Below are 25991 nucleotides of genomic sequence, written 5' to 3'. Positions count from 1 at the left end.
GCCCGTAGGGTGCGCCGCGCGCACCAGGAGTACCGGTGCGCGGACCCACCCTGCATGGGGATCAGCAGACGGCGGCGATGGCTTTCGCCAGGTCCTGGATGCGGCTGAAATCCAGCCCGGCGACGTTGGCGCGGCCCGTGCTCACCATGTAGACGCTGAACTCCGCGCGCAGCCGCGCCACCTGCTCGGGCGACAGGCCGGTGTAGGAGAACATGCCGCGCTGCTCGCCGATGTGGGCGAAGCGTTCCGCCAGTCCATAGGGCTGCAAGGCTTCCACCAGGCCGAGGCGCAGGTCGGCGACGCGCTTGCGCATGCCTTCCAGTTCCTTCACCCACTGCGCCTTGAGGCTGGCGTCGCCGAGGATGGTGGCGACCACCGCAGCCCCGTGGGCCGGTGGCGTTGACCAGAGGTTGCGCGCATGGAAGGCCAGTTGGCTGCGCACGTCGGTGAGCTTCTCGCTGTCTTCGGCGCAGACGATCAGGGCGCCGGTACGCTCGCGATAGAGGCCGAAGTTCTTCGAGCAGGAGCTCGTCACCAGGACCTCCGGCAGCGCCTCGGCGAACAGGCGCACGGCCCAGGCGTCCTGCTCCAGGCCGTCGCCGAAGCCCTGGTAGGCGAAGTCGATCAGCGGCAGCAGTTCACGGCGTTTCACCACGTCCAGCACCCGCTGCCAGTCCGCCTGGGACAGGTCGAAACCGGTGGGGTTGTGGCAGCAGGCGTGCAGCAGCACCACGTCGCCCAGGGGCACCTGATCCAGTGCGGCCAGCATGGCCTCGATGTCCAGGCGGTTGCCGGCATCGACATAGGGGTAGTGGCCCACCTCGACGCCGACGGCGGCGAAGAGGGTCTCATGGATCGGCCAGGTCGGGTCGCTCAGCCAGACGCGCCGGCCCGGCAGGTTGCGGGCGATGAACTCGGCGGCCAGGCGCAGGGCGCCGGTGCCGCCCGGGGTCTGGGTGGCGCCGACGCGACCGGCGGCTTCCAGGCGGTTGCCGGTGCCCAGCACCAGGTCGATCAGCAGACGGCCGAAGGCCGCGTCGCCGTGGCCGCCGACATAGGTCTTGGTGGTTTCCAGGTCCACCAGGCGCTGTTCGGCCAGCTTCACCGCCTGGGGGATCGGCGTCAGGCCACGGGCGTCCTTGTAGACGCCGACGCCCAGGTCCAGCTTGGTGGGGTTGGTGTCCAGGCGGAAGGCGTCCATCAGGCCCAGGATGGGGTCGCCCGGCACCCGGCCGACGCGGGCGAAGTGGCTCATTTGCGACCCTCGGCGGTCTCGGCGATGCGGTCGGTACGGGCGGCCATGATGAAGTCGTTGCGATGCAGGCCCTTGGCCTCATGGCTCCACCAGGTAACGGTGACCTTGCCCCACTCGGTGAGCAGGCCCGGGTGGTGGCCCTCTTCCTCGGCGGCGGCGCCCACGGCGTTGGTGAAGGCCAGGGCGTGGCGGAAGTTCTTGAACAGGTAGACCTTTTCCAGCTGCATGACCCCGTCACGGACTTCGATGTTCCAGTCGGGGATTTCCTTGATCAGCACGGCCAGTTCTTCGTCGGATACCAGCGGAGCGCCTGCGCGGCAGGCTTCGCAGTGGGCTTGGGACAGGGTGGTCATATGAGGTCTCCGAAATGGGTGTTGTTCTTGTAGGTTGGGCAGAGCAACGCGAAGCCCAACCTACGAAAGATGTGAGTGTCTTCAGGCGGCCTTGGGTTTCGGCGGGAACTTCGGCGCGTGCAGGCCCAGGGTCATGGCCTTGTGCACCAGGGCCATGATGTCCTCGTGGGCCAGGTCGAACAGGCGCTTGAGTTCCGGCAGCACGAAGTAAAGGGGCTGCAGGATATCGATGCGGTAGGGCGTGCGCATGCATTCCAGCGGGTCGAAGGTCTGGTGCTCGGGCTCGCCCGACAGCGCGTAGACGGTCTCCTTCGGCGAGGAGAGGATGCCGCCGCCGTAGATGCGCCGGCCCTGGGGGGTATCCAGCAGGCCGAACTCGATGGTCATCCAGTACAGGCGCGCCAGGTAGACGCGTTCTTCCTTGGTGGCCTTGAGACCGAGCTTGCCGTAGGTGTGGGTGAATTCGGCGAACCAGGGATTGGTCAGCAGCGGGCAGTGGCCGAAGATCTCGTGGAAGATGTCCGGCTCCTGCAGGTAGTCCAGCTCCTCCGGGGTGCGGATGAAGGTGGCCACCGGGAATTGCTGGCTGGCCAGCAGTTCGAAGAAGGTCTGGAAGGGGATCAGCGCCGGGACGCGGGCGACGCGCCAGCCCGTGGCGGACTGGAGGACCTTGTTGATCTCGCCCAGCTGGGGGATGCGGTCATGGGGCAGGCCAAGCTGCTCGATGCCGTCCAGGTATTCCTGACAGGCGCGGCCTTCGATCACCTTCAGCTGACGGGTGATCAGGGTGTTCCACACCTGGTGCTCGGTCTCCGGGTAATGGATGAAGCCGTTGGCATCGGGTTCGCGGGCCACGTACTGCGTCGTTTTCATTCGGCCTCCTGAGGGCGGGGCTTTGTTGTTGTGCTCCCCTATCGATAGCGCAGGGCGGACCGGGTTGCAGCAGGGTGAAGCCCGGGTTCACGCCTCGGATTACCGGTTATTCGTAAGGAATTCTTTACGTCTGCGCAAGTGGCGCCAGACATCGCCTTGTCGGCAGCTATTCGTGTCACATATTCTTTACGGAAAAAGTGGGTCATGAACGGATTCTTTCATCGACTCCCCAAGGAAAAAGCCCGAAACAGGGGTGCCTGATGCGTATCAAAGTCCATTGCCAGAACCGCGTGGGAATCCTCCGCGACATCCTCAACCTGCTCGTCGACTACGGCATCAACGTCAATCGCGGAGAAGTCGGCGGCGACCAGGGCAATGCCATCTACCTGCTGTGCCCGAACCTGATCAACCTGCAACTGCAGTCCCTGCGGCCGAAGCTGGAGGCCATCCCCGGCGTCTTCGGCGTCAAGCGCGTGGGCCTGATGCCCAGCGAGCGGCGCCACCTGGAACTCAACGCCCTCTTGGGGGCGCTGGATTTTCCGGTGCTGTCCATCGACATGGGGGGCTCCATCGTCGCCGCCAACCGTGCCGCCGCCCAACTGCTGGGGGTGCGGGTGGACGAGGTGCCGGGGATCCCGCTGTCGCGCTACGTGGACGATTTCGACCTGCCGGAACTGGTGCGGGCCAACAAGGCGCGAATCAATGGCCTGCGCATCAAGATCAAGGGCGACACCTTCCTCGCCGACATCGCGCCGCTGCAATCCGAGCATGACGAGAGCGAGGCCCTGGCCGGTGCCGTGCTCACCCTGCACCGGGCGGACCGCGTGGGGGAGCGCATCTACAACGTGCGCAAGCATGAGTTGCGCGGCTTCGACAGCATCTTCCAGAGCTCCAAGGTAATGGCCGCCGTGGTCCGCGAGGCGCGGCGCATGGCCCCCTTGGATGCGCCGCTGCTGATCGAGGGCGAGACCGGTACCGGCAAGGAGCTGCTGGCCCGCGCCTGCCACCTGGCCAGTCCGCGTGGCCAGTCGCCCTTCATGGCGCTGAACTGCGCCGGCCTGCCGGAATCCATGGCCGAGACCGAACTCTTCGGCTACGGCCCAGGCGCCTTCGAGGGTGCCCGGCCGGAGGGCAAGCTGGGGCTGCTGGAGCTGACCGCCGGCGGCACGCTGTTCCTCGATGGCGTCGGCGAGATGAGCCCGCGCCTGCAGGCCAAGTTGCTGCGCTTCCTGCAGGACGGCTGCTTCCGTCGGGTGGGCAGCGACGAGGAGGTGTACCTGGACGTGCGGGTGATCTGCGCCACCCAGGTGGACCTGTCGGAACTCTGCGCCCGTGGCGAATTCCGCCAGGACCTCTATCACCGACTCAACGTGCTGTCCCTGCATATCCCGCCGCTGCGGGAATGCCTGGATGGCCTGGCGCCGCTGGTGGAGCACTTCCTCGACTCGGCGAGCCGGCAGATCGGTTGCGGCCTGCCGAAGCTGGCGCCCCAGGTGCTGGACAAGCTGGGCAACTACCACTGGCCGGGCAATGTGCGGCAGCTGGAGAACGTGCTGTTCCAGGCGGTGTCGCTCTGCGATGGCGGTACCGTCCGTCCGGACCATATCCGTCTGCCGGACTACGGCGCGCCCCAGCCCCTGGGGGATTTCTCCCTCGAAGGAGGGCTGGACGCCATCGTCGGCCGATTCGAGAAGGCGGTGCTGGAGCGGCTCTACGCCGAGCATCCCAGCAGCCGACAGCTGGGCAAGCGGCTGGGCGTGTCCCACACCACCATCGCCAACAAGCTGAAGCTCCATGGCCTGGGGAAGGACGAGACTTAGACCATGGTTCAATGGTCGGGGAGGGGGGCGATGGGTAAAAAGGAGCTTGTCTGAATCTTGCGTGATGCGGACACAAGCGTTTCTGACATTCCTCTCCCGGAATGATTGGGCGGGCGACCAACAGGTCGCCCATTTTTTTTTGAAAGAAAAAAGACGCCCGGAGCCAGCCGGTCACCGGGCGTCGAGGTGGCGGCCCGACCCTGACCGGAGCCGAAGGTCGCGGGCGGACTGCCAAGGAGCGGGGCGCGTCAGTGCTTGGGCGGCGGTCCTCCCGGGGCCCACTTCTCCTGGTAGTGGAAGAGGAAGTACTGCGAGCTGTCCGCCCCTGGCGGCGCGGTACGGGCGGTCCAGCTGTCGTCGTGCAGGTCCATGTCGGCGTCGTACTCCACATGGCAGCCCATGGGGCTGTTGAAGTACCAGAACCAGTTGGAGCCCAGCTGGTGGCGGCCCGGCCCCCAGAAGGACTCGTAGCCTTTCTCGACGAACCGGGTGCCGGCCAGCATGACTTCGGTGGGGCCGCCCATGTGGAAGGTGAAGTGCTCGATGCCTTTCATGAACGGCGGCGTCTGGATCAGGAACAGCGTGTGGTGATCCTCGGTGCCGGCCGGACGCAGGAAGGGGCCGACGTCGATGAAACGATCAGTGCAGACGAAGCCCAGGCGGGCGTAGAACGCTTCGCCCCGGGCATGGTCGGGGACGAAATAGACCACGTGGGACAGGCTGCGGGGCAGGGCGGGCATCTCCTCGCTGGCCCCCAGGCTGTTCAGCGGGCGGCTGGCGCGGGCGCCCGGCGCGTTGCTGATTTCCCCGGGCAGGTCGAGGGGGCGGCGGCAGCTGATCTGAAAGCCCAGGGCGAAGCCCAGGTCGTCCACGGTGCGCAACACGCCGTCCTCGCCACGGGTCACGCTGCGGTCCTTCGACAGCTCGGCCTCGATGGCCTGCAGGGTCGCCTCGTCGGCCACGCCGTAGACGGTCTCGCGCAGGGTGCTGGCGGTCTCCATGGCGGCGGGCAGGCGCGGGTCGTCGCGTCGGCGGATGAGGATGCCGGTGCCGTCCAGGGCTTCCAGGTAGCCGCCGGCTTCGTCGACATCGCGGGGCTTGAGGCCGTAGTCGGTGAGGTACTGCACGCAGGCGTCGACGTCGTCGACGCCGAACACCAGGTAATCGGGTCCGATGATCTTCATGGTCGGGTTCTCGTCTCGGTCGTCAGGCGGTGCGGCCGCCAAGGGTCTCGGCGACCCAGTCGGCGATGTACTGGCCGGCGTTGATGGAGTTGTCGAAGCTGGAGTGCTGCACGCCGCCCTCGCGAGGGGTGAAGATCTTCAGTTCGCGTTTGGGGCTGTTGACCAGTTGTTCGTAGGTGCGATGGGCCCATTTCAGCGGGATCTGCGAATCCTGCTCGCCGTGGGTGACCAGGAAGGGCACCCGGATGCGCTCCACCACGCCGTCGAGATGGACGTTCTCGGCAATGGCCATGAATGATTCGATGTCCTTGCCGCCCCAGACCCAGCGCACGTGCTCCCAGTAGTGCGGCACCGGGAAGCTGCCCTCGCGCTCCAGGCGGCGTTTCTGCACCTCGCGCCAGTCGTGGTTGGCGCCCCAGACCACGCCGCAGGCGAAGCGCGGCTCGAAGGCGACCACGCGCGGGCAGTAGTAGCCGCCGAGGGACACCCCTTCGCAGCCGACACGGGTGATGTCCACGTCCTCGCGGGTTTCCAGCCAGTCGAAGACGCGGCTGCCCCAGTGCTCGGCGTCGTAGCGGGCCTTCAGGTCATGCAGGCGCAGGGCTTCGCCGGTGCCGGGCTGGTCGATCACCAGGGAGGACACGCCGCGCCGGGCCAGCCACATCGGCAGGCCAACGCGGTATTTCATTTCCTTGGTGGAGTCCAGGCCGTTGAGCTGGACCAGCAGGGGCGCAGGGCCGGTGACGCCTTCGGCGCGGACGAAGAGGCCGGAGATGACCTTGCCCTCGTAGGGGATCTCGACCCGCTCGCAGTTCTCGCCGGACAGCTCGATGCCCCGGGCGAAGGTCTCCAGGAAGCGCTGGTAGAGCTCCAGGCGACCGGGGGCGCCGTGGGCCTGCAAGCGCTCGCAGGTGAGGTAGTAGGTGGCGGCCCGGTTGTACTTTTCGCCGGCGGAGAGCAGGCGGCCTTTCTCCTCATCCTCGCGTGCCAGGTCGCAGAGCTTGTCGGCCATCTTCGACCAGGTTTCGCGGAAGGCCTGGGTACCGGCGGCATCCGGCTGCTTGGCCGCCTCTTGCAGCGGTTCGCACATCTCGACGATCTCACCGATGCGCGCGCCCATTTCCAGGGCCAGGTCCACCGAGAGGTTCCAGACGTAGTTGGTAGGGAAGTAGCGGAACATGTCGTTGTTTTCCTTCTTCTGACCCGGTGTCCGCCCGTGGGGAACCCGGCGGGTTGCCAGGCGGGGACGACCGGGATGACGGCGCCCCGGCCAGGCAGGTGCTCGGGGGCCACCGCCCGGAAGGCGGCAGGGGCACGCTCGCATGGGGGCAGGAATTGGACAAATCGCTTGTTCGGATGCCAGCTATCGGATGGCGAGATACCTGGGGGCGCGGCTTGCGAGGGGCGTGGCGCGGCGGTGGTGCCCTCAGTCGGTGATCGGCGATTCCGGGCTGTTGACGATCTCCACCAGCTTTTCCCGCAGCCAGCGGAGCATGGGGTCGCGGTCCAGGCTGCGGTGCCAGCTCATGAACTCCTGCATGGTCGGCAGCTCCACCGGCGGCGGCAGGATCCGCAGCGGCAGGTTGCGCGCATAGAGCCGCGCCAGGCGGCTGTGCATGGTGGCCACGCGCTCGGTGCCGACCACCAGCTGCGGCAGGGTGTTGAAGTCATGGGTGATGACCTCCAGGCGTCGCTTGCAGCCGTACTGGGTCATGAACCATTCCTCGATGCCCAGCGTGCGGCTGCGGCCGAAGGCGACGGCGACGTGGCCCAGGTCCAGGTACTGCTCCAGGGTCAGCCGGTCGCCCACCCGCATGTTCTGCTCCCACACCACGCAGACGTGCTGCTCGTCGAACAGCAGCTGCGAGGGGTGTTCCTTCACGATGAAGTGCTCGGGGGCGATCATCAGGTCCACCTCGCCGCGCATCAGCATCTCGGTGGCGGTCTGGCCGGGGCTGATGAGCTCGAAGGTCACCAGTGGCGCCTCGTGGTTGATCTCGCGGATCGCCTCGGCGAAGAGCACGCTGATCAGGTAGTCCGAGGCCATGATGCGGAAATGCCGCTTGCTTTCGGCGATGTCGTAGACCGGCTTGGCGGTGATCGAGGTCTGGATTTTCAGCAGCACTTCGCGGACCGGAATCTCCAGGTCCTTGGCCAGCGGCGTGGGCATCATCTTGCGTCCGACCTGCACCAGCAGGTCGTCTTCGAAGTAGTTGCGCAGGCGTCCCAGCACCCCGCTGGTGGCGGACTGGGTCATGTGCAGGCGGGCAGCGGCGCGGGTGATGTTCTGCTCTTCCAGCAGCACATCGAGGGCCACCAGGAGGTTCAGGTCCAGGTGCTTGAAGCGCATGGCGGGGGTACCTCGTTGTATTTATTTTCGCGATACGCTGCATCCCGACTAACGATTAGTCAAATTGTTCCCGCCTTCCTAGTCTCTGCTTCCAAGGACCGCACCCCGGCTGCAGCGCCGCTGCGTTTCCTCTCCTGAAAACCGCCTGCACGGGCCTTCTGCGCTCGCGTTCTCCCGTGCGCCACACAACAAGAACAAGGATTCATCCATGAGCGATATCAGCAAGGTACTCATCGTCGGTGGTGGCATCGGCGGCCTCTGCGCCGCCATCGCACTGCGCCGCCAGGGCATTTCGGTGGACCTGGTGGAGATCAAGTCCGAGTGGACCGTCTATGGCGTCGGCATCATCCAGCAGAGCAACGTGGTCCGCGAGATGGCCCGCCTGGGCGTCCTCGACCGCTACCTGGACGCCGCCTACGCCTTCGAGGACGTGGGCATCTACGACGTCCAGGGCCAGCCGCTGGCGCGCATCCCCGGACAACGCCTGGCCGGCCCCGAGTACCCGGCCAACGTCGGCATCTCCCGCCTGGCGCTGCACCAGGTGCTGAGCGGCACCGCCATCGAACTGGGAACCCAGGTGCGCCTCGGCCTCAGCGTCGAGTCCCTGGAGCAGGACGCCACTGGCGTCGACGTCACCTTCACCGATGGCAGCCAGGGGCGCTACGACCTGGTGGTGGGTGCCGATGGCGTCTACTCCAAGGTGCGCGGCATGCTCTTCGGTGACACCTACAAGCCGCGATTCACCGGCCAGGCCGTGTGGCGCTACAACTTCCCCCGGCACCCCTCCATCGACCACCTGGCGAGCTACGTCGGCGCCGAGGGCAATGCCGGCCTGGTCCCCCTGGCCGACAACCTCATGTACATGTTCTCCACCTCCCACGAGCCGGGTAACCCCTGGTACGAGCCGGCGCAACTGGCCCCGCTGATGCGCGACCGCATCGGCCGGATGGGCGGCCTGGTGGGCGAGCTGCGCGAGCAGATCACCGACAGCGCCCAGGTGGTCTACAAGCCGATGGAGGTGGTGTTCGTCGACGAACCCTGGTTCAAGGGTCGCGTGCTGCTGATCGGCGACGCCGCCCACGCCACCACCCCCCACCTGGGCCAGGGCGCCGGCATGGCCATCGAGGACGCCCTGGTGCTGAGCCTGGAGCTGGCGGGCGCGGGAACCCTGGAGCGGCGCCTGGAGCGCTTCATGGCGCGGCGCTTCGAGCGCTGCAAGTACATCAGCGAGCACTCGATCCTGGCCGGCGAGCGGGAGATGGCCCATGACGCCAGCTTCGACCGCATCGGCCTGACCAAGGCGATGCTGGCCCGCACCGCCGAACCCATCTGACGCCTGGGACCGACCGTGCAGGACGTCTCGACCTTCCTCTGCCATCAGGAGGATCTGGAAGAAGGCCGCGCCCGGGGATTCGATCCCTGGGGCGCGGGCCGCGATACCGTGCTCGCCCTGCGCTGGCGGGGAGAGGTTCGGGTCTACCGCAACCTTTGCCCGCACCTGGACGTGGCCATGCAATACCGCAAGGACCGTTTCATGTCCGGCGACGGCCGCCACATCGTCTGCTTCGCCCACGGCGCGCTGTTCCGCCCCGAGGATGGCCTCTGCGTCCTCGGCCCCTGCCTGGGCCAGGGGCTCGAGGCGCTGGCGGTGCGGCAGGACGGGCTCGGCGGGCTCTGGCTGGTCGCCCCGCAGGAGGGCGCCCGGGCAAGGGGTTCCAGGGCTTCGACCTGAAGCCCGATCATCCGACCCCGCCAGCCAGCCCACTGAAGGAGCCGTCCCGTCCTGCGACTAGTACATCCAACAGTTCCTCTGCCGTGATGCAGGGCCTGGTTACGTAGGAGCCGGCTTGCCGGCGAATGCCGGGGGGGGGGTAGCCGGCAGGCTCCCGCAGGAGCGCGCCATGCCGAAGCCGTTCACCGAGGCGGTGCTGAGTGTTTGCGTGCTTGCGCCGCTGATCGCCAGTGAAAATCGGCGACGGGTTGCCATCCGTCCCTGAATGGCGGATTGCGCTGAACTCCGTTCCGCCCATCGCTGTCTGTCACCTGTCGGCCCTTCGGGAGGGGAGGCAGGCCGTTCGCCCATCGGTGGTTTCCTGACCTGTTCCCCGCCTGATCGCGCGCATCTCGCGCAGGATTCCCCTGGCCGACCTCATCACGCCCCCCGGGGCCCCGAACCACCGCCATGTGAAGATTGCCCATGTCCCTATCCCGTCGTTTTCCCGCCCGTGTTTCCCCGCTCCAGTCCCGCGTTCTCGGCGCCTGCCTCCTGGGCAGCCTGATGACGATGGGGGCGTCGGCGCAGGCCGAGGAGGGTGCCGGCACCGCCCGCTGGGTGAGCGACAAACTGAGCACCTATGTCCGCAGCGGTCCCACCGATGGCTATCGCATCGTCGGGACGCTCACCTCGGGCGAGAAGGTCGAGCTGCTGCGGCCCCAGGGGGACTACAGCCAGGTGCGCAATGGCAATGGCAACACCGTCTGGATCCCCAGCCGCGACCTGCAGGAGGTGCCCGGCCAGGCCGAGCGCCTGCCGCAGCTGGAGCAGAAGGTGGCCGAGCTCAGCGCCGAGCTGAAAGGCATCGACGACACCTGGAAGACCCGTGTCCAGGGCATGCAGGAGACCCTGGATTCGCGCAAGGCGCTGATCGACGAGCTGCAGGCCGCTCGCTCCGCCCTGGACAGCGAATTGACCCAGGCCAAGTCCCAGGTGCGCGATCTGCAGGCGCAGGTGGGCGACGAGAACAAGCAGGTGCTGATGCGCTACATGGTCTATGGCGGCAGCATCGCCGGCGCCGGGCTGCTGCTGGGCCTGATCCTGCCGACCATGCTGCGAGTCAAGCGCAAGCGTAACGACCAGTGGGTCTGAGATCGCCTCAGGGCTGGGCGTTGGGCGCGACGATGCCGTAGAGCTTCATCCAGCGGTACAGGGTCGGCCGCGACATGCCCAGTTCCCGGGCGGCCGCGCTGACGTTCCAGCGATGGCGACGCAGGCAGTCCGCCAATGCCTGGCCCTCGCCCGGCACCTCGGCGCGGGCGCTGGACGCGGTGGGGCGCGGGTTGACGCTGGGCAGGCATTCCTCGGGCAGGTCGTTGACCGTGATTTCGGCGCTCTCGGCGGTGGCCAGCGCGTACTGCAGGGCGTTGCGCAGCTCGCGGATGTTCCCGGGCCAGGCGTAGGCGAGCAGGGCGCTCATGGCGTCGCCGCGGATCCGCGCGCTGCGCTGGCGCTGCTCGCAGAGTTCGCGGAACACCCGCTCGATCAGGTAGTTCTTGTCGGCCCGCTCGCGCAGTGGCGGCAGCCGCAGGATGGTGCCGTTGAGCCGGTAGTAGAGGTCTTCGCGGAATTGCCCGGCCTCGATCAGCTGGCGCAGGTCCCGGTGGCTGGCGGCCACCACGCGGATGTCCACCTTGATGGGTTTGTCGCCGCCCAGGGGCGTCACCTCCTGCTCGGCCAGCACCCTTAGCAGGCGGGTCTGCAGGTGCAGCGGCATGTCGCCGATCTCGTCGAGGAACAGAGTGCCGCCATCGGCCTGCTGGATCAGCCCGCGCATGCCCTTGCTGCGGGCGCCGGTGAAGGTGCCGGGCTGGTAGCCGAAGAGTTCGCTTTCGATCAGTGACTCCGGCATCGCCGCGCAGTTGATGGCGACGAAGGGGGCCTTGCGACGCTGGCCGCTGTCGTGCAGGGCGCGGGCGAGGCGTTCCTTGCCGGTGCCGGTCTCGCCATTGAGCAGGACGTTCAGCGGCTCGTCGCACAGGCGCTTGGCCCGGGCCAGCATCTTGCGCATGGCCGGGTCGTCGTCGGCCAGCTCGTCCAGGGCGCAGGTCGACTGCCGGCTGGGCGCGCCGGGGGCCTGCGGTGCGCTACGTGCCGGCTCCATCAGGGCGGCGAAGAACAGCGCGTTCCGGCGGTGGGTGCGGAAGGCGCGCACCTGGTCCGCGCTGGCCCGGGGGATGCTGAAGATATCGTCCGGCTCGCAATCGAACAGGTCCTGTACCCGCACCTGGCGCGCCAGGCTGGAGCGGCTTTCCGGCAGCGCCAGGCCGCTCTCGGCGAGCAGGGCGCGGGCCGCCGTGTTGGCCGCCAGCAGGGTGCCGTCGCCGTCCAGCGCCAGCAGGTACTGGCGATTGATCAGGACGAACTCCCGCGAGCGGTCGAAGCAGAGGATCGGGCAATCGCGGTAGCGACGGAGGAAGTAGGCGTCCTCGATCATCCGCGCGTACTGCTTCACCAGTTGCAGGGCGAACTGCTGGGAGTCCTTGGACGGTGGCGACTTCAGCGCCGAGATATCCAGCACGGCCAGCAACCGGCCCTGGGGGTTGAAGATGGGCACCGCCGTGCAGGTGAGGCTGATGTGGTGGGCGCTGAAGTGATCCTGGTGGTGGCAGGTAAGGGGCTGCTGCTCCTTGATGCAGGTGCCCACGGCGCAGGTGCCGGCGTGGTCCTCGCTCCAGTCGGCGCCGAGGTAGAGGCCGGTCTTGCGGTGCGACGCCTCGTCCAGCGGGTCGCCGAGGAACTGCACGGTGATGCCGCGGTTGTCGGTGAGCAGGATGACGTAGCCCAGTTCGGCGATGTGCCGGTACAGCTGCTCGACGCCGGCGCGGGCGACGTTGATCAGTTCGTCGGCATGGTCCTGGTGTTCCCGCAGCACCTGGCGCGGCACGAATCGGGCCGGCGCGGGCTTGGCCGGGTCCAGCCCGTAGTCCTGGATGCAGCGCTTCCAGGAGCGGGTGATGATGGGTTCGTGGTGGCCGTCGCGGGGGCTGTCGCTGGCATAGGACAGCACGGTGTCGATGTGCAGGCTGGGGGTGGAAAGGGTGCTCATGCGGCCTCCCGGGGCGGTGGGGGTGAGGGCCCATCCGTCCGTGAAGTTCTTGTTGTTTTCAGGTGGCAGCGCGTGGGAGCGGGCTGGCACGGTTGCCGACACATTACGAGTTTAGTCCCCGCCTCGTCACCTGCCCTTTGGTCGCGGGTGTCCGCCTTACAGCTGTAATGGGTGGACAGTCGTGGACACTTCACTCGGGCGGCAATCCTCGCAAAAAGCATGGCTGATCAATGGCTTGGCACCTGCCGGTGCGCTGGCACGGAAGCTGCCGAAGGCCTCTCCGGCCCCTTCGGGGACAGCACAACAAGAAACGAGGATGCGCAATGCTGCCTGACTGCCAAAGGACCCGCGTGGCGGGTCGGATGTCGCTCGACAATCGGACTTGGGCCAGTGCCTGGGGTCTGATCCTGCTTATCGGCGCGCTCTCCAGCCCCGGCCCCGTCGCGGCGCTGGACCTGGACGCGGGGGACTACGTGCCCGCGCCGGCCGGCACCACGCTGGGCCTGCTCTATCTCCAGGGCGCCGAGCGTGACCGCCTCTACCGCGCGGGCGACCGCCAGGCCGGCTCACCGGGGCTGGACTCGCAGATCGGCATCCTGCGGATGGTCCACTACACCGAGCTGGCCGGTATGCGGGTGGCGCCCCAGGTGCTGCTGCCCTTCGGCCGCCTGGACGGACGCCGGGGGCTGGAGGATACCAGCGGCCTGGCCGACCCCATCCTGGCCATGCCGATGTGGTTCATCGACCAGCCGGAGCGCGGCCGTTACCTGGGCTTCACCCCCTACCTGTTCCTGCCGCTCGGCGAGTACGACAACGACGAGGCGCTCAACCTCGGGGAGAACCGCTGGAAGCTCAACCTGCAACTGGGCTACGTGGAACCCCTGGGCGAGCGGCTGTCGCTGGACCTGGCGGCCGATGTGATGTTCTACGGCCGCAACAACCACTACGGCAGCGGTCGCTGGAGCCAGCGTCAGAAACCCAGTTACCAGTACCAGGGCTTCCTGCGCTACCAGCTGAGCGAGGCGGTGGACCTGCGAGCCGGCCTGTCCTGGGTGGATGGTGGCGAGAGTCGCGTGGAGGATCTCTGGCTGGATGATCGCCAGGAGACCGGCAAGTGGAACCTGGGCTTCTCCTGGTTCTTCCTGCCGAAGACCCAGGTGGCGGCCACCTATGGCCGGGATTTCGCGGTGGAGAACGGCTTTCGCGAAGATCACAGGCTGAACATCCGCCTGCTGCAGGTGTTCTGAGCGGTCGGACGGTCCGCTTGCTTGGGGCCTGCGGGCCCCTTTTTTGTGGCTGTGGCGAAACGGAGATCTGATGTGCCGTGGGCCGTTCACGCCTTTCGCGGCTTCCATTGCGCTCATCCCACCTGTAAACCCCCGGACACCCGCCTTACAGCTGTAACGCCCGCGCTTTACAGCATGCGTGGCCCGCTGCGCTGCGCTTCTGAATAAAAATCCCTATAAAACAACGACTTGAGAGTTTATGGAGGGCTTGGCACGCAAGCTGCTCCCCAGGTTGGCGAGGGGCCGAACAAGGCTCCGCGACGATAACAATGAACGCCGGACCGCCAGGCTCCCACCTTGCCGAGCGGTCCGGCACCAGCCTGGAGTTCTGCCATGCATGACTCATCGCCCATGGGCACCGCGCTCAGCCGCAGGCGCTTCCTCAGCCTGTCGGGCCAATCCGCCCTGATCCTCGGCGCCAGCGCCGTGACCAGCTCCCTCATTCCCGTCACCGCCATCGCCGACGAGGTGCTGCCGAAGCTGCCGGCCGGCCTGCTGCGCATGGGCCGCGACATCTATCCCCACGACCGCCTGGGCGATGCGCCCTACGCCAAGTCGCTGTTCGAGCTGCTGGACAAGCAGCCGGCGCTGGTGCGGGACGGCCTCGAGGCGCTTCAGGCGCGGGCGCGGGCCGTCCATGGCCGCGCCTACGAAGACATCGCCAGCGAGGACGACCGGGTCGCGCTGCTGCGGGAGGTGGAGACCACGCCCTTCTTCCGCGAAACCCGCAGCGCCCTGATGTTCGGCCTCTACGACAACAAGACCCTGTTCCCGCTGTTCGGCTACGAGGGCTCGTCGGTGGAGAAGGGCGGCTACCTGTCCCGTGGTTTCAACGACATCGACTGGCTCTGAGCCGTGCGACCCGACAACAACAGCAAGAACGAGGGCTGACTTCATGGCATCGAAATTCTCCCAGGACGACGGCGATGTCGTCGTCATCATCGGTTCCGGCGCCGGCGGCGGCACCCTGGCCCACGCCCTGGCGCGCCAGGGCATCCGCGTGGTGGTGCTGGAGGCCGGCAAGCGCTACGAGATGAGCGACATCGAGAACGATGAATGGGCCATGTTCAACAAGATCTCCTGGCTCGACAAACGCATCGCCACCGGGGGCTGGGACGTGGCCCGCAACCACCCGAACCTGCCCGCCTGGATCGTCAAGGCGGTGGGCGGCAGTTCGGTGCACTGGGCCGGCGTGGCCCTGCGCTTTCGCGACTTCGAGTTCCGCATGCGCACCGAGAACGGCGACATCAAGGGCGCCAACCTGCTCGACTGGCCGGTGACCTACGCGGAGATGGAGCCCTGGTACGTGAGGGCCGAGCGCCACATGGGCGTGACCGGCCCCAGCACCGGCATGCCGTACCACCAGTGGCACAACTCCTTCAAGGTGCTGGCCACCGGCGCCCAGCGCCTCGGCTACAAGGAGATCCAGTCCGGGCCGATGGCGATCAACACCCAGCCCTACGACGGACGCCCGGGCTGCATGCAGATCGGCTTCTGCATGCAGGGCTGCCGCATCGGCGCCAAGTGGTCGACCCTCTACACCGACATCCCCCGCGCCGAGGCCACCGGCCGTTGCGAGGTGCGGCCGCAGAGCATGGCCCTGCGCATCGAGCACGACGCCCGTGGCCGCGTCACCGGTGTGGTCTACGCCGACGCCGAGGGTCGCCAGCAGCGGCAGAAGGCTCGCGTGGTGTGCGTGGCCGGCAACTCCATCGAGTCGCCGCGCCTGCTGCTCAACTCCGAGTCGTCGATGTTCAAGGACGGCCTGGCCAACTCCTCCGGCCAGGTGGGGCGCAACTATATGTGCCACACCACCGCCGGCATCTACGCGGTGATGCCCAAGCCGGTGCACATGTACCGCGGCACCACCTGCGCGGGGATCATCTCCGACGAGTCCTACAACGACACCTCGCGGGGCTTCGTCGGCGGCTACCGGCTGGAGATCCTCTCCCTCGGCCTGCCCTTCATGTCCGCCTTCCTCGACCCGACGCCCCAGGGCTGGGGCCGGGGCTTCGCTTCGCGCATGGAGCGCTACGACCATATGTCCGGGGTCTGGCTGTGCGGCGAGGACCTGCCCATGGAGAGCAACCGCATCACCCTGCACGGCACCGAGAAGGACCAGTACGGCCTGCCGGTCCCGGTGGTGCACAAGGACGACCACCCCTACGACGTCGCCATGCGCGACCACGGCGTGGCCCAGACCCGCAAGTGCTACGAGGCGGTCGGCGCCACCGAGGTGATCCGCCTGCCGTCCTACCCGGCCAGCCACAACATGGGCACCAACCGCATGAGCGCCAAGGCCGCCGACGGCGTGGTGAACAAGTGGGGGCAGAGCCATGACATCCCCAACCTGTTCGTTTCCGACGGCAGCCAGTTCACCACCAGCGGCGGGCAGAACCCGACCCTGACCATCGTCGCCCTGGCCCTGCGCCAGGCCGAGCACATCGGCTCGCTGATCAACCAGCGCGCCCTCTGAGGAGCCGATCCCATGACTGCACCCACCAACGCCCAGCGCCTCTGGATGTTCGAGCAGATGCTCGTCAGCCGTTACCTGGAGGAGTCCATCGAACGCATCTACATGGAAGGCAAGACCCCGGTCTTCAACATGGCCAACGGGCCCATTCCCGGGGAGATGCACCTGTCCAACGGCCAGGAGCCCTGCGCAGTGGGCGTCTGCGCCCACCTGGAAGCCGGTGACATCGTCACCGCCACCCACCGACCGCACCACATCGCCGTGGCCAAGGGGGTGGACCTCGACGAAATGGTGGCCGAGATCTTCGGCAAGAAGACCGGGCTCGCCGGTGGCCGGGGCGGTCATATGCACCTGTTCGACGAGCGGGTGAACTTCGCCTGCTCGGGGATCATCGCCCAGGGCCTGGGCCCGGCCGTCGGCGCCGCGCTGTCGCGGCAACTGCAGGGCAAGCCGGGGGTCGCGGTCGCCTACCTGGGCGAGGGCGCGGCCAACCAGGGCGCCTTCCACGAGGCCCTGAACCTGGCGGCCCTGTGGAAGCTGCCGGTGGTCTTCGTGATCGAGGACAACGCCTGGGGCATCTCGGTGGCCAAGGCCGCGTCCACCGCCATCGAGCGCAACACCGTGCGCGCCGCCGCCTACGGCATGCCCGGCGTCTTCGTGCCCGGCAACGACCCGGAGGCGATCTTCGCCGCGGCCGGCGAGGCCATCGCCCGGGCCCGGGCCGGCGAAGGACCGAGCCTGCTGGAGCTGGAAACCTCGCGCCTGGCCGGCCACTTCATGGGCGACGGCGAGACCTACCGCCCCGCCGGCGAGAAGGCCGCGTTGCAGGAAAAGGACCCGATCCCGGCCTACCGCCAGCGCCTGCTGGACCTGGGCGTGGCCGACGATTCCGTCCTGGCCGGCCTCGAGGAAGTCGCCCGGGGCCGCGTCGACGCCGCCGTGCAGTTCGCCCGCGACAGTGCCTACCCGGCGCCTGAAGAGGCGCTGGACTTCGTTTTCGTCTGAACAGGAATCGCCGTGATGAGCACGTCAGTAAAAGAACGCAAACTCACCATCGCCCGCGCCATGGCCGAGGCGGTGGCCCAGGAAATGCGCCTGGACCCGAGGGTCTTCGTCATGGGCGAGGACATCGGCCAGCTCGGCGGGGTCTTCGGCAATACCCGGGGCCTGTACGAGGAATTCGGCGGGGAGCGGGTGCGCGACACGCCGATTTCCGAAACCGCCTTCATCGGCGCCGCCGTGGGCGCCGCCTCCGACGGCATGCGGCCCATCGTCGAGCTGATGTTCGTCGACTTCTTCGGCGTCTGCATGGACGCCATCTACAACCTGATGGCGAAGAACACCTACTTCTCCGGCGGACGGGTGAAGGTGCCCATGGTGCTGATGGCCTCCACCGGCGCCGGCTATTCCGACGCCGGCCAGCACTCCCAGTGCCTCTACGGCACCTTCGCCCACCTGCCGGGCATGAAGGTGGTGGTGCCGAGCAACGCCCATGACGCCAAGGGCCTGATGACCGCCGCCATCCGCGACGACAACCCGGTGGTCTACCTCTTCCACAAGTCCCTGCAGGGCATGGGCTGGCTGGGCACCGAGAAGGGCGCCACCGTCGCGGTGCCGGAGGAGCCCTACGTCATCGAGATCGGCAAGGCGAAGACCGTGCGCGAAGGGCGCGACGTCACCCTGGTGAGCCTGGGCGCCGGCGTTCACCACGCCCTGCGCGCCGCCCAGCAGCTGGAGCGGCAGGGTGTCAGCGCCGAGGTCATCGACCTGCGCAGCCTGGTGCCGCTGGACCGCGAGCACGTCATCGCCTCGGTGAAGAAGACCGGCCGCCTGATCGTCATCGACGAGGACTACCACAGCTTCGGCGTCAGCGGCGAGGTGATCGCCAGCGTCGTCGAGCACGACGTCCGCCTGCTCAAGGCCAGCCCCCAGCGCGTGGCCTTCCCGGACATCCCGATTCCCTTCACCCCGCCCATGGAGCAGTGGGCGTTGCCCAGCGCGGCGAAGATAGTCGCCGCCTACCAGACCCTGAAAAACGAGGAGTAAGCCATGTCCACCCCCATCCTGATTGCCGATGACCTCTGGGAAGGCGATGCCGAAGCCGTGATCACTTCCTGGCTGGTCAGCGACGGCGCGGAGGTCGCCCAGGGCGACCTGGTGGCCGAGATCATGTCCGAGAAGGCGCAGTTCGAGATCGAGGCGCCGGCCAGCGGCGTGCTGCGCATCCTAGAAGACGAAGACGCGGTGGTCGCCAAGGGCGCGACCATCGCCCGGGTGGAGTGAGCCCATGGGCCAGATGCAAGCGCCGGTCGCGACCGGCCCGGTGACGCTGCCGCTCAAGGGCATGCGCAAGATGATCGCGGCGAAGATGAGCGAGAGCCTGCAGACCGCCGCGCAGCTCACCCACCACGCCGAGTGCGAGCTGGGGGCGCTGCAGGCACGCCGCGCCGCCCTCAAGGCGGCCGGGGCCCAGGCTTCCCTGCAGGACCTGCTGCTGCACGCCGTGGTCGCCACCCTCAAGGCGCACCCGGCGCTCAACGCCACCCTGGAGGACAACCAGATCACCCGCCACCCGGCGGTGCACCTGGGGCTGGCCATCCCGCTGCCCGACGACCTGCTGGTGGCGCCGGCGCTGTTCGACGCCGACCGGCTCGACGCGGAGGGCCTGGCCGAGGCCCGCCGCGCGCTGTTGGCCAAGGCTCAGGCGGGCAAGCTGTCGGTGCGCGAGCTGACCGGCGCCACGGTGACGGTGTCCAACCTGGGGCTGTCGCGGGTGCGCTTCTTCACGCCGATCCTCAACGTGCCCCAGGTCGCCATCATCGGCATCGGCGGCGTGCAGCGCCGACTGGAACGCGACGCCGCCGGCGAGCTGCTGGAGCGCGAGTACCTCGCGCTGTCGCTGACCTTCGACCACCGCGCCGTGAACGGCGCGCCGGCGGCGGATTTCCTCGACGCCCTGTGCGCCTGCATCGAGGCGGGAGGTGCGCCATGAGCGCGCCCCGGCGCCTCGGCGTCGAGGCGGGCCTGGAGGCCGAGCGGCAGCTGCTGGCGCGGGTGCATGCCGGCGAGGTGGACGGGGCGCTGCTGTGCTGGCGCCCCACGGATCGCGCGCTGGTCATGCCCCGGCGACTGGCGCGCCTGCCGGGTTTCCTCGCGGCCGAAGCCGACTGCGGCGCCCTGGGCTGGCCCGTGGCGCTGCGGGACACAGGCGGCGAGCCGGTGCCCCAGTCGCCGGCGGTGCTGAACGTCGCGCTGGCGGTGGCGCTGCCACCGGAGGAGGGCGAGCGGGAGCGCATCGAGGCCGCTTACCTGCGACTGTGCGAGCCCCTCTGCGACTGGTTGCGCGGATTCGGCCTGGTGCCCGGGCTGGGGGAGGTGCCCGGGGCCTTCTGCGACGGCCGCTTCAACGTCACCCTGGGACGGCGCAAGCTGGTGGGGACGGCCCAGCGCTGGCGGCGTACCGGCGACGGGCGCCTGGTGGTGCTGGTGCATGGTGCCCTCCTCATGGAGGACGAGCGTGAGGCGATGGTCGAGGTGGTCAATCGCTTCTATCAGGGCTGCGGCCTGGACACGCGCTGCCGGGCCGACAGCCATGTGGCCCTGGAAGAATGGCTCAGCGCGCCCTGGTCCCGGGTGGAGGGGCTTGCTTCCCTGTTCGGGCGGGGCTGGCGGCGCTCCGGCCCCCCCTGCGACGTCGCCGCCTGACCGAAGCCCGGCGGGGCGCCGGGGCCTTGATCAGGAACGCAGGCTCGCCATCCGAGGTGCGTCGGGCAGGCCCAGGTGATGCCTCAGTGGCCCGAGGATATGCTCGGCGTCCGGCCCGACGCCGCGAAGGGTCGCGGACGCGAAGTTGCGTTGTCGGGGCAGCCCCACGAAGTACAGGCCGGGCACTTCGAGGGCCACGCCGTGCCGCTGGATGACCTGGCCATCGAGGCCCAGAACCGGCAGGCCATCGAGGAACGGCAGGTTCGGGCGATAACCCGTGGCGAAGATCAGGCTGTCGACGGCCTCATGCTGTCCACCGGGCCACAGCACACCGGCCGGCGTCACGGCGGTGAACATGGGGTTTCGGCGTAGCAGGCCGGTACGCAGGGCGTTGCGGTAGGTGCCGTCATCCAGGACGGGTGTGCTCTGGTCGTTCAGCCAACGGGTCTTCTCCAGGCCCGTCCACTTCAGCCAGGCATGGAAGTCGATGCCCAGCATGCGCTGGGGCACGAAGCGGATCGCCTCGCGGGTCGCCAGCGTGGTCTCGGCGACCTGGGCCAGTTCGTGGGCGATCTGCACGGCCGAGTTGGCCGCGCCGACCACCACCACCCGCTGTCCCCGGAAGGGCGAGACGTTCCGGTAGTCGGCGCTGTGCAGCTGGTGGCCCCGGAAGCCGTCGAGCCCCGGGATCGCCGGCAGGTACGGGCGGCTGAACCCGCCGGAGGCGACGATGACGGCCCTTGCGTGAAAGCGTCCTCCTGTCGCCGACCTCAGCTCGAATCCGTCCCCCGAGCGCAGTACCTGGCGGACCTCGGTGTCCGCCTGGATGGGCAGCTGGAACCGGCTCGCGTACGCCTCCAGGTAGTCCACGACCTCGTCCCGGCTCGGGTAGTGCGCGGGCGAACCGGGGAAGGGCAGGCCGGGCAGGGAGGAATAGGCGGCCGGCGAGAAGAGTTTCAGGCTGTCGTAATAGTTGCGCCAGTTGCCGCCGGGACGGGTCTGTCCATCCAGGATGAGGAAGCCAAGGCCGAGGCGTTGCAGGTGCCAGCCGCACGCCAATCCGGCCTGTCCCGCACCGATGACGATCACGTCCTGCATGGACTGATTGGTATTCATATGTGCGTACTCATGCATGTATTCAGGTGAGAAAAAAGCACTCAGGCCCCGCCGGGGCAGCACAGCGCGGCAGCGCTCCGGGTGTGCTGGAGGATGGTTTCCAGGCGCGCGACTATGGCGGCGCCGTCCACCTCGTAGAACACCTGTCGCCCGGACCGGGTCGCCCGGACGATTTGGGCATCCAGCAGCACCTGGAGATGGCGGGATATGACGGAGCGCTCCTGCGGCAGACCTGCGGCGATTTCACTGACATCCGCGCGGCCAAGCTGCATGACGCGCTTGAGCACCGCCACGCGGGACGGTTCGCAGAGGGCCTTGAAGAAGGTGCCGTCCAGGGATTCGATGGCCGCTTCGATGGCCTGGGATCGGGAGAGGATGGGCGTTGTCATGTGGCGAATATAGGTGCGTACTCGTGCACATGTAAAGGCCCGCTCAGACGACGCAGGCGCTGTCATCTCAGGTTCATGGCGATATTCGAATATACGGTCTGCCAGATGAGTTCGCGGCGGGCTGCTCAAGGAATGCGTCCGGCTGGCCGGCGACGCAGTGCTCCACTGAAGCGGCCTGCCCGGGTTGCTTTACTTAATATTCGATTCTCCATATATTCGCCAAACCATATCTATCCAAGAGAATGGCCATGACTCCCAAGATCCGCGTGTTGTTCGTTTGCGTCGCCAATGCCGCCCGCTCCCAGTTCGCCGAAGCCTTGCTTCGCCATAGCGGCGGAGAGCGTTTCGAGGCCTTCAGCGCCGGAACGGCTCCGGGAGAAGTCGACGCGCGCGCCCTGGCGGAACTGCGGCACCTGGGAATCGATGCCTATGGCCTGCGCAGCAAGTCCATCGACGAGTTCGCCGGCGAGCGCTTCGACTACGTCATCACCCTGTGCGACAAGTCGGCCCTGGAATGCCAGGCATTGCCCGGTGCCGGCGAGGTGCTGGCCTGGCACTTCGAGGATCCGGTGACCAGCGAGCGGCCCGATGCCTTCCGCCACTGCGTCCAGGAGATCCATGAGCGCATCAAGATGTTCATGCTGGTGAAAACCAGGCATTGAGGCTGCCATGACCGACCATCTGACCCCCACCACCGTCTTCAAATGCCTGGCCGATGAGACCCGCATCCGCCTGATGCTGCTCATCACCCGTGAGGCGGAACTGTGCGTCTGCGAGCTGACCTGCGCGCTGGACGAGAGCCAGCCGAAGATTTCCCGCCACCTGGCGCAGCTGCGCACCTGCGGCCTGCTGGCGGATCGTCGGCAGGGGCAGTGGGTCTACTACCGCCTGCACCCGAACCTGCCGAACTGGGTGGTGCAGGTGCTGGAAACTGCACTGGACGCCAATCGCCACTGGCTCAGCCCCGATTCGAAGCGCCTCGAAGGGATGGGTGACCGCCCCGAGCGTGCCGCCGCCTGTTGCTGAAGCGCCCGTCGATGCCCAAGGATTGCCCATGAACGTTCTGTTCCTCTGCACGGCCAACAGCTGCCGCAGCATTCTTTCCGAAGCCGTGTTCAACCACCTGGCGCCGGCCGGTATCAGGGCCTACAGCGCCGGCAGCCAGCCGAAGGGCGAGGTGCATCCGCTCAGCCTGAAAACCCTTGCCCGCGCTGGAATCGCCACCGACGGTCTCTACAGCAAGTCCAGCGATGAACACCAGGACCTGGCGCCCGACTTCGTCATCACCGTCTGCGACAAGGCCGCTGGCGAGGCGTGCCCGGTGTTCTTCGGTCCGGCCGTGAAGGCCCATTGGGGGCTGGCCGATCCTTCCGAGTACAGGGGCAGCCCCGAGGAAATCGAGGCCGCCTTCGACGCCACCCTCGATCGGATCAGTACCCGGGTTCAGGCCTTTCTGGCCCTGCCATTGGGGACCATGGGCAGCGAGCAGCTCAGGGCGGAGCTGGCCCTGATCGGCACCCTCTGAACCTGGAGACCTCACCATGAGCAAGAGCCGCCTCGCATTCCTGGATCGCTACCTGACCCTCTGGATCTTCCTGGCCATGGCGCTGGGCGTCGGGCTCGGCAGCCTGTTCGAGGGGCTGCCCGCCTGGCTGGACAGCCTGTCCATCGGTTCGACCAACGTCCCCATCGCCATCGGCCTGATCCTGATGATGTACCCGCCACTGGCCAAGGTGCGCTACGAGGAGTTGCCGGAGGTGTTCCGCGACAAGCGCATCCTCGCCCTGTCGCTGGTGCAGAACTGGGTGATCGGGCCGGTGCTGATGTTCGCGCTGGCGGTGCTGTTCCTCGCCGACAAGCCGGAGTACATGACCGGGCTGATCCTCATCGGCCTCGCCCGTTGCATCGCCATGGTGCTGGTGTGGAACCAGATCGCCGGGGGCGACAACCAGTACGTCGCTGGACTGGTGGCCTTCAACAGCCTGTTCCAGATCCTCTTCTTCAGCGTCTACGCCTGGATCTTCCTGGGGGTGTTGCCGCCGCTGTTCGGGCTGGAAGGCAGTGTGATCGACACCGGTTTCCTCGACATCGCCGAGTCGGTGCTGATCTACCTGGGCATTCCGTTCCTGGCCGGTCTCCTCAGCCGCAAGCTGCTGATCGCGAAGAAGGGGGAAGACTGGTACCGCGAGCGCTTCATCCCCCGCATCAGCCCGCTGACCCTGGTGGCGCTGCTGCTGACCATAGTCGCGATGTTCAGCCTCAAGGGCGACAGCGTGCTGCAATTGCCGCTGGACGTGCTGCGCATCGCTATCCCGCTGACCCTCTATTTCGTGGTGATGTTCTTCATCAGCTTCTGGATGGGCAGGCTGCTGGAGGCCGACTACCCGCGAACCACCGCGCTGGCCTTCACCGCCGCCAGCAACAACTTCGAACTGGCCATCGCCGTGGCCATCGCCACCTTCGGCCTGGCCTCCCCGGTGGCCTTCGCCACCGTGATCGGGCCGCTGGTGGAGGTTCCCGTACTCATTTCCCTGGTGGGGGTCGCCTGGTGGCTCAAGCGCCGCTGGTTCGACCTGCCCGGGGCCAAGGTTGCCGAGGAGTGACCCCATGACCGACGACCTGATTCCCAACCTCGACGCCGACCTGCTCGAACTGCCGACGCTGGACAGGCTGGGCGCGCCGCTTGCGGCCACCCACAAGCCGCGCATCCTGCTGCTCTACGGCTCGACCCGCGAGCGCTCCTTCAGTCGCCTGCTGACCCAGGAGGCGGCGCGGCTGCTGGAGCGCTTCGGCGCCGAGGCCCGCATCTTCGATCCGCGCGGGCTGCCGCTGCCGGACGACGCCCCGGACAGCCACCCCAAGGTGCAGGAACTGCGAGAACTGGTGCTCTGGTCCGAAGGCCAGGTCTGGTGCTCGCCGGAGCGCCATGGCGCCATGACCGGCGTCTTCAAGTCGCAGATCGACTGGATTCCCCTGGCGATGGGGGCGATCCGTCCGACCCAGGGCAAGACCCTGGCGCTGATGCAGGTCTGCGGCGGCTCACAGTCCTTCAACGCGGTGAACCAGATGCGTGTGCTGGGGCGCTGGATGCGCATGTTCACCATTCCCAACCAGTCCTCGGTGCCCAAGGCCTACCTGGAGTTCGACGAGGCCGGCCGCATGAAGCCGTCTTCCTTCTACGACCGCGTGGTGGACGTGATGGAGGAACTGGTGAAGTTCACCCTGTTGCTGCGCGAGCGCTCGGATTACCTGGTGGACCGCTATTCCGAACGCAAGGAGTCGGCCGAGGCCCTTTCCCGTCGCGTCAATCAGCGCTCCCTTTGAACGCCTTCTTCTATCAAGCGAGATCCTGCCCATGAGCATCAAAGTCGGTATCAACGGTTTCGGTCGTATCGGTCGCCTGGCGCTGCGCGCCGCCTGGGACTGGCCGGAGTTCGAGTTCGTCCGCATCAATGACGTGGCGGGTGACGCCGCCACCCACGCCCACCTGATCAACTTCGATTCGGTCCATGGTCGCTGGCACCGCGAGGCCGCCGCCGACGGCGATTGCGTGGTGATCGACGGCAAGCGCATCCGGGTCACCGCCAACAAGGCCATCGCCGACACCGACTGGTCGGATTGCGATCTGGTGATCGAGGCCAGCGGCAAGATGAAGACCGTCGCCGTGCTCCAGGCTTACCTGGACCAGGGCGTCAAGCGCGTGGTGGTCTGCGCGCCGGTGAAGGAGGAGGGCGCCCTCAACGTGGTGATGGGGGTCAACCAGCAGCGCTTCGACCCGGCGCTCCATCGCATCGTCACCGCCGCCTCCTGCACCACCAACTGCCTGGCGCCGGTGGTCAAGGTGATCCACGAGCACCTCGGCATCCGCCACGGCTCCATCACCACCATCCACGACCTCACCAACACCCAGAGCATCCTCGACCAGCCCCACAAGGACCTGCGCCGCGCCCGCGCCTCGGGGATGAGCCTGATTCCCACCACCACCGGCTCGGCCACCGCCATCGCGGAGATCTTCCCCGAGCTGCGCGGCCGCCTGAACGGCCACGCGGTGCGGGTGCCCCTGGCCAACGCCTCGCTGACCGACTGCGTGTTCGAGGTGGAGCGCGCCACCACGGCGGAAGAGGTGAACCGCCTGCTGAAGGCGGCGGCGGACGGCGAGCTGAAGGGCATCCTCGGCTATGAGGAGCGTCCGCTGGTGTCCATCGATTACCGCACCGACCCGCGCTCCTCGATCATCGACGCGCTCTCCACCCTGGTGGTCAATGGCACCCAGGTGAAGGTCTACGCCTGGTACGACAACGAGTGGGGCTATGCCAACCGCGCGGTGGAACTGGCGAAGCTGGTCGGCCTGGCGGACTGACGGG

27 protein-coding genes are annotated in these 25991 nt (G+C 67.5%); 18 read left to right on the top strand and 9 right to left on the bottom strand.

Going from position 1 to position 25991, the window contains the following annotated elements:
• Positions 1-61: 61 nt before the first annotated feature.
• From KF707C_RS16075 to phhA, 3 genes are all read right to left on the bottom strand, one after another.
• On the bottom strand, positions 62-1255 hold the full coding sequence (locus tag KF707C_RS16075) for an amino acid aminotransferase (protein ID WP_004420780.1): 1194 nt from the start codon (positions 1253-1255) through the stop codon (positions 62-64).
• Positions 1252-1608 carry a 4a-hydroxytetrahydrobiopterin dehydratase gene (locus tag KF707C_RS16070; RefSeq protein ID WP_004420782.1) on the bottom strand — a complete coding sequence of 119 codons (357 nt, stop codon included), beginning with the start codon at positions 1606-1608 and terminating at the stop codon, positions 1252-1254. Before KF707C_RS16070 ends, KF707C_RS16075 begins: the two co-directional genes overlap by 4 nt.
• Before the next feature lie 81 nt (positions 1609-1689).
• Complete coding sequence (phhA, locus tag KF707C_RS16065; protein ID WP_004420784.1) at positions 1690-2481, bottom strand: phenylalanine 4-monooxygenase; 792 nt, start codon at positions 2479-2481, stop codon at positions 1690-1692.
• 260 nt (positions 2482-2741) lie between these two features.
• On the opposite strand from phhA, the gene KF707C_RS16060 reads away from it, so the two are divergent.
• Positions 2742-4301, top strand: coding sequence for a sigma-54-dependent phenylalanine hydroxylase transcriptional regulator PhhR (locus tag KF707C_RS16060; RefSeq protein ID WP_036991570.1), 1560 nt, complete (start codon positions 2742-2744; stop codon positions 4299-4301).
• 248 nt (positions 4302-4549) lie between these two features.
• On the opposite strand, the gene KF707C_RS16055 is transcribed toward KF707C_RS16060, so the two are convergent.
• The 3 genes from KF707C_RS16055 to KF707C_RS16045 all read right to left on the bottom strand — a co-directional run bounded on the left by KF707C_RS16055 (position 4550) and on the right by KF707C_RS16045 (position 7835).
• Positions 4550-5485, bottom strand: a complete 936-nt coding sequence (locus KF707C_RS16055; protein WP_004420788.1) for a VOC family protein — start codon at positions 5483-5485, stop codon at positions 4550-4552.
• A 22-nt stretch (positions 5486-5507) separates the two neighbouring features.
• The gene (locus KF707C_RS16050) at positions 5508-6665 is read right to left on the bottom strand and encodes an alpha/beta hydrolase family protein (protein ID WP_004420791.1); all 1158 of its coding nucleotides are present in this window, start codon (positions 6663-6665) and stop codon (positions 5508-5510) included.
• Between the two features lie 246 nt (positions 6666-6911).
• Positions 6912-7835: a LysR family transcriptional regulator gene (locus tag KF707C_RS16045; protein WP_004420793.1), complete on the bottom strand. Its 924-nt coding sequence runs from the start codon at positions 7833-7835 to the stop codon at positions 6912-6914.
• Between the two features lie 208 nt (positions 7836-8043).
• Here KF707C_RS16045 and KF707C_RS16040 point away from each other — a divergent pair, with 208 nt between their 5' ends.
• From KF707C_RS16040 to KF707C_RS16030, 3 genes are all read left to right on the top strand, one after another.
• Complete coding sequence (locus KF707C_RS16040; protein ID WP_004420798.1) at positions 8044-9168, top strand: FAD-dependent oxidoreductase; 1125 nt, start codon at positions 8044-8046, stop codon at positions 9166-9168.
• A gap of 15 nt (positions 9169-9183) precedes the next feature.
• The gene (locus KF707C_RS16035; RefSeq protein ID WP_004420801.1) at positions 9184-9567 is read left to right on the top strand and encodes a Rieske (2Fe-2S) protein; all 384 of its coding nucleotides are present in this window, start codon (positions 9184-9186) and stop codon (positions 9565-9567) included.
• 465 nt (positions 9568-10032) lie between these two features.
• Entirely contained in the window at positions 10033-10701 is a 669-nt protein-coding gene (locus KF707C_RS16030) for a TIGR04211 family SH3 domain-containing protein (protein WP_004420805.1), read from the top strand.
• A gap of 7 nt (positions 10702-10708) precedes the next feature.
• Here the strand turns inward: KF707C_RS16030 and KF707C_RS16025 are convergent, their stop codons facing one another.
• Complete coding sequence (locus tag KF707C_RS16025; RefSeq protein WP_004420808.1) at positions 10709-12658, bottom strand: sigma-54-dependent Fis family transcriptional regulator; 1950 nt, start codon at positions 12656-12658, stop codon at positions 10709-10711.
• Between the two features lie 362 nt (positions 12659-13020).
• On the opposite strand from KF707C_RS16025, the gene KF707C_RS16020 reads away from it, so the two are divergent.
• The 8 genes from KF707C_RS16020 to KF707C_RS15985 all read left to right on the top strand — a co-directional run bounded on the left by KF707C_RS16020 (position 13021) and on the right by KF707C_RS15985 (position 20122).
• Positions 13021-13905 carry a transporter gene (locus KF707C_RS16020; RefSeq protein ID WP_004420814.1) on the top strand — a complete coding sequence of 295 codons (885 nt, stop codon included), beginning with the start codon at positions 13021-13023 and terminating at the stop codon, positions 13903-13905.
• Between the two features lie 372 nt (positions 13906-14277).
• Positions 14278-14796, top strand: coding sequence for a gluconate 2-dehydrogenase subunit 3 family protein (locus KF707C_RS16015; protein WP_004420815.1), 519 nt, complete (start codon positions 14278-14280; stop codon positions 14794-14796).
• Between the two features lie 43 nt (positions 14797-14839).
• Positions 14840-16420: a GMC family oxidoreductase gene (locus KF707C_RS16010; protein ID WP_004420816.1), complete on the top strand. Its 1581-nt coding sequence runs from the start codon at positions 14840-14842 to the stop codon at positions 16418-16420.
• 12 nt (positions 16421-16432) lie between these two features.
• Positions 16433-17422, top strand: coding sequence for a thiamine pyrophosphate-dependent dehydrogenase E1 component subunit alpha (locus KF707C_RS16005; protein WP_004420817.1), 990 nt, complete (start codon positions 16433-16435; stop codon positions 17420-17422).
• A gap of 15 nt (positions 17423-17437) precedes the next feature.
• A complete protein-coding gene (locus KF707C_RS16000; RefSeq protein WP_081608043.1) occupies positions 17438-18463 on the top strand; it encodes an alpha-ketoacid dehydrogenase subunit beta in 1026 nt (341 codons plus the stop codon).
• A 3-nt stretch (positions 18464-18466) separates the two neighbouring features.
• Entirely contained in the window at positions 18467-18700 is a 234-nt protein-coding gene (locus tag KF707C_RS15995) for a lipoyl domain-containing protein (RefSeq protein WP_004420823.1), read from the top strand.
• Between the two features lie 4 nt (positions 18701-18704).
• Complete coding sequence (locus tag KF707C_RS15990) at positions 18705-19409, top strand: 2-oxo acid dehydrogenase subunit E2 (protein ID WP_004420825.1); 705 nt, start codon at positions 18705-18707, stop codon at positions 19407-19409.
• Positions 19406-20122, top strand: coding sequence for a lipoate--protein ligase family protein (locus tag KF707C_RS15985; RefSeq protein ID WP_004420827.1), 717 nt, complete (start codon positions 19406-19408; stop codon positions 20120-20122). Before KF707C_RS15990 ends, KF707C_RS15985 begins: the two co-directional genes overlap by 4 nt.
• A 30-nt stretch (positions 20123-20152) precedes the next feature.
• Here KF707C_RS15985 and KF707C_RS15980 read toward each other — a convergent pair whose 3' ends face one another.
• Entirely contained in the window at positions 20153-21238 is a 1086-nt protein-coding gene (locus KF707C_RS15980) for a flavin-containing monooxygenase (RefSeq protein ID WP_004420829.1), read from the bottom strand.
• 41 nt (positions 21239-21279) lie between these two features.
• Complete coding sequence (locus tag KF707C_RS15975) at positions 21280-21627, bottom strand: ArsR/SmtB family transcription factor (RefSeq protein ID WP_004420831.1); 348 nt, start codon at positions 21625-21627, stop codon at positions 21280-21282.
• Between the two features lie 248 nt (positions 21628-21875).
• On the opposite strand from KF707C_RS15975, the gene KF707C_RS15970 reads away from it, so the two are divergent.
• From KF707C_RS15970 to KF707C_RS15945, 6 genes are read left to right on the top strand one after another with little or no spacing between them, the layout of a single operon-like run.
• Positions 21876-22289, top strand: a complete 414-nt coding sequence (locus tag KF707C_RS15970; RefSeq protein WP_036991577.1) for an arsenate reductase ArsC — start codon at positions 21876-21878, stop codon at positions 22287-22289.
• Positions 22290-22296: 7 nt separating this feature from the next.
• Complete coding sequence (locus KF707C_RS15965; protein WP_004420835.1) at positions 22297-22653, top strand: metalloregulator ArsR/SmtB family transcription factor; 357 nt, start codon at positions 22297-22299, stop codon at positions 22651-22653.
• Between the two features lie 28 nt (positions 22654-22681).
• Positions 22682-23152, top strand: coding sequence for an arsenate reductase ArsC (locus KF707C_RS15960; RefSeq protein WP_004420837.1), 471 nt, complete (start codon positions 22682-22684; stop codon positions 23150-23152).
• Positions 23153-23168: 16 nt separating this feature from the next.
• Positions 23169-24230 carry an ACR3 family arsenite efflux transporter gene (arsB, locus tag KF707C_RS15955; protein WP_004420839.1) on the top strand — a complete coding sequence of 354 codons (1062 nt, stop codon included), beginning with the start codon at positions 23169-23171 and terminating at the stop codon, positions 24228-24230.
• A 4-nt stretch (positions 24231-24234) separates the two neighbouring features.
• The gene (gene arsH / locus KF707C_RS15950) at positions 24235-24951 is read left to right on the top strand and encodes an arsenical resistance protein ArsH (protein ID WP_004420841.1); all 717 of its coding nucleotides are present in this window, start codon (positions 24235-24237) and stop codon (positions 24949-24951) included.
• Between the two features lie 31 nt (positions 24952-24982).
• Positions 24983-25987 carry an ArsJ-associated glyceraldehyde-3-phosphate dehydrogenase gene (locus tag KF707C_RS15945; protein WP_004420842.1) on the top strand — a complete coding sequence of 335 codons (1005 nt, stop codon included), beginning with the start codon at positions 24983-24985 and terminating at the stop codon, positions 25985-25987.
• The last annotated feature ends 4 nt before the right edge of the window (positions 25988-25991 follow it).

Origin of the sequence: Pseudomonas furukawaii (assembly GCF_002355475.1) — a bacterium.
In the GTDB taxonomy this organism is placed as follows: domain Bacteria; phylum Pseudomonadota; class Gammaproteobacteria; order Pseudomonadales; family Pseudomonadaceae; genus Metapseudomonas; species Metapseudomonas furukawaii.
The sequence above is the reverse complement of the archived record's forward strand: the minus strand, read 5'-3'. Positions and strand labels throughout refer to the sequence as shown.

Excerpts from the sequence above, each read along its gene's own strand:
- KF707C_RS16075 (WP_004420780.1), bottom strand. The coding sequence starts at position 1,255 with ATGAGCCACTTCGCCCGCGTCGGCCGGGTGCCGGGCGACCCCATCCTG.
- KF707C_RS16070 (WP_004420782.1), bottom strand. The coding sequence starts at position 1,608 with ATGACCACCCTGTCCCAAGCCCACTGCGAAGCCTGCCGCGCAGGCGCT.
- phhA (WP_004420784.1), bottom strand. The coding sequence starts at position 2,481 with ATGAAAACGACGCAGTACGTGGCCCGCGAACCCGATGCCAACGGCTTC.
- KF707C_RS16060 (WP_036991570.1), top strand. The coding sequence starts at position 2,742 with ATGCGTATCAAAGTCCATTGCCAGAACCGCGTGGGAATCCTCCGCGAC.
- KF707C_RS16055 (WP_004420788.1), bottom strand. The coding sequence starts at position 5,485 with ATGAAGATCATCGGACCCGATTACCTGGTGTTCGGCGTCGACGACGTC.
- KF707C_RS16050 (WP_004420791.1), bottom strand. The coding sequence starts at position 6,665 with ATGTTCCGCTACTTCCCTACCAACTACGTCTGGAACCTCTCGGTGGAC.
- KF707C_RS16045 (WP_004420793.1), bottom strand. The coding sequence starts at position 7,835 with ATGCGCTTCAAGCACCTGGACCTGAACCTCCTGGTGGCCCTCGATGTG.
- KF707C_RS16040 (WP_004420798.1), top strand. The coding sequence starts at position 8,044 with ATGAGCGATATCAGCAAGGTACTCATCGTCGGTGGTGGCATCGGCGGC.
- KF707C_RS16030 (WP_004420805.1), top strand. The coding sequence starts at position 10,033 with ATGTCCCTATCCCGTCGTTTTCCCGCCCGTGTTTCCCCGCTCCAGTCC.
- KF707C_RS16025 (WP_004420808.1), bottom strand. The coding sequence starts at position 12,658 with ATGAGCACCCTTTCCACCCCCAGCCTGCACATCGACACCGTGCTGTCC.
- KF707C_RS16020 (WP_004420814.1), top strand. The coding sequence starts at position 13,021 with ATGTCGCTCGACAATCGGACTTGGGCCAGTGCCTGGGGTCTGATCCTG.
- KF707C_RS16015 (WP_004420815.1), top strand. The coding sequence starts at position 14,278 with ATGCATGACTCATCGCCCATGGGCACCGCGCTCAGCCGCAGGCGCTTC.
- KF707C_RS16010 (WP_004420816.1), top strand. The coding sequence starts at position 14,840 with ATGGCATCGAAATTCTCCCAGGACGACGGCGATGTCGTCGTCATCATC.
- KF707C_RS16005 (WP_004420817.1), top strand. The coding sequence starts at position 16,433 with ATGACTGCACCCACCAACGCCCAGCGCCTCTGGATGTTCGAGCAGATG.
- KF707C_RS16000 (WP_081608043.1), top strand. The coding sequence starts at position 17,438 with ATGAGCACGTCAGTAAAAGAACGCAAACTCACCATCGCCCGCGCCATG.
- KF707C_RS15995 (WP_004420823.1), top strand. The coding sequence starts at position 18,467 with ATGTCCACCCCCATCCTGATTGCCGATGACCTCTGGGAAGGCGATGCC.
- KF707C_RS15990 (WP_004420825.1), top strand. The coding sequence starts at position 18,705 with ATGGGCCAGATGCAAGCGCCGGTCGCGACCGGCCCGGTGACGCTGCCG.
- KF707C_RS15985 (WP_004420827.1), top strand. The coding sequence starts at position 19,406 with ATGAGCGCGCCCCGGCGCCTCGGCGTCGAGGCGGGCCTGGAGGCCGAG.
- KF707C_RS15980 (WP_004420829.1), bottom strand. The coding sequence starts at position 21,238 with ATGAATACCAATCAGTCCATGCAGGACGTGATCGTCATCGGTGCGGGA.
- KF707C_RS15975 (WP_004420831.1), bottom strand. The coding sequence starts at position 21,627 with ATGACAACGCCCATCCTCTCCCGATCCCAGGCCATCGAAGCGGCCATC.
- KF707C_RS15970 (WP_036991577.1), top strand. The coding sequence starts at position 21,876 with ATGACTCCCAAGATCCGCGTGTTGTTCGTTTGCGTCGCCAATGCCGCC.
- KF707C_RS15965 (WP_004420835.1), top strand. The coding sequence starts at position 22,297 with ATGACCGACCATCTGACCCCCACCACCGTCTTCAAATGCCTGGCCGAT.
- KF707C_RS15960 (WP_004420837.1), top strand. The coding sequence starts at position 22,682 with ATGAACGTTCTGTTCCTCTGCACGGCCAACAGCTGCCGCAGCATTCTT.
- arsB (WP_004420839.1), top strand. The coding sequence starts at position 23,169 with ATGAGCAAGAGCCGCCTCGCATTCCTGGATCGCTACCTGACCCTCTGG.
- arsH (WP_004420841.1), top strand. The coding sequence starts at position 24,235 with ATGACCGACGACCTGATTCCCAACCTCGACGCCGACCTGCTCGAACTG.
- KF707C_RS15945 (WP_004420842.1), top strand. The coding sequence starts at position 24,983 with ATGAGCATCAAAGTCGGTATCAACGGTTTCGGTCGTATCGGTCGCCTG.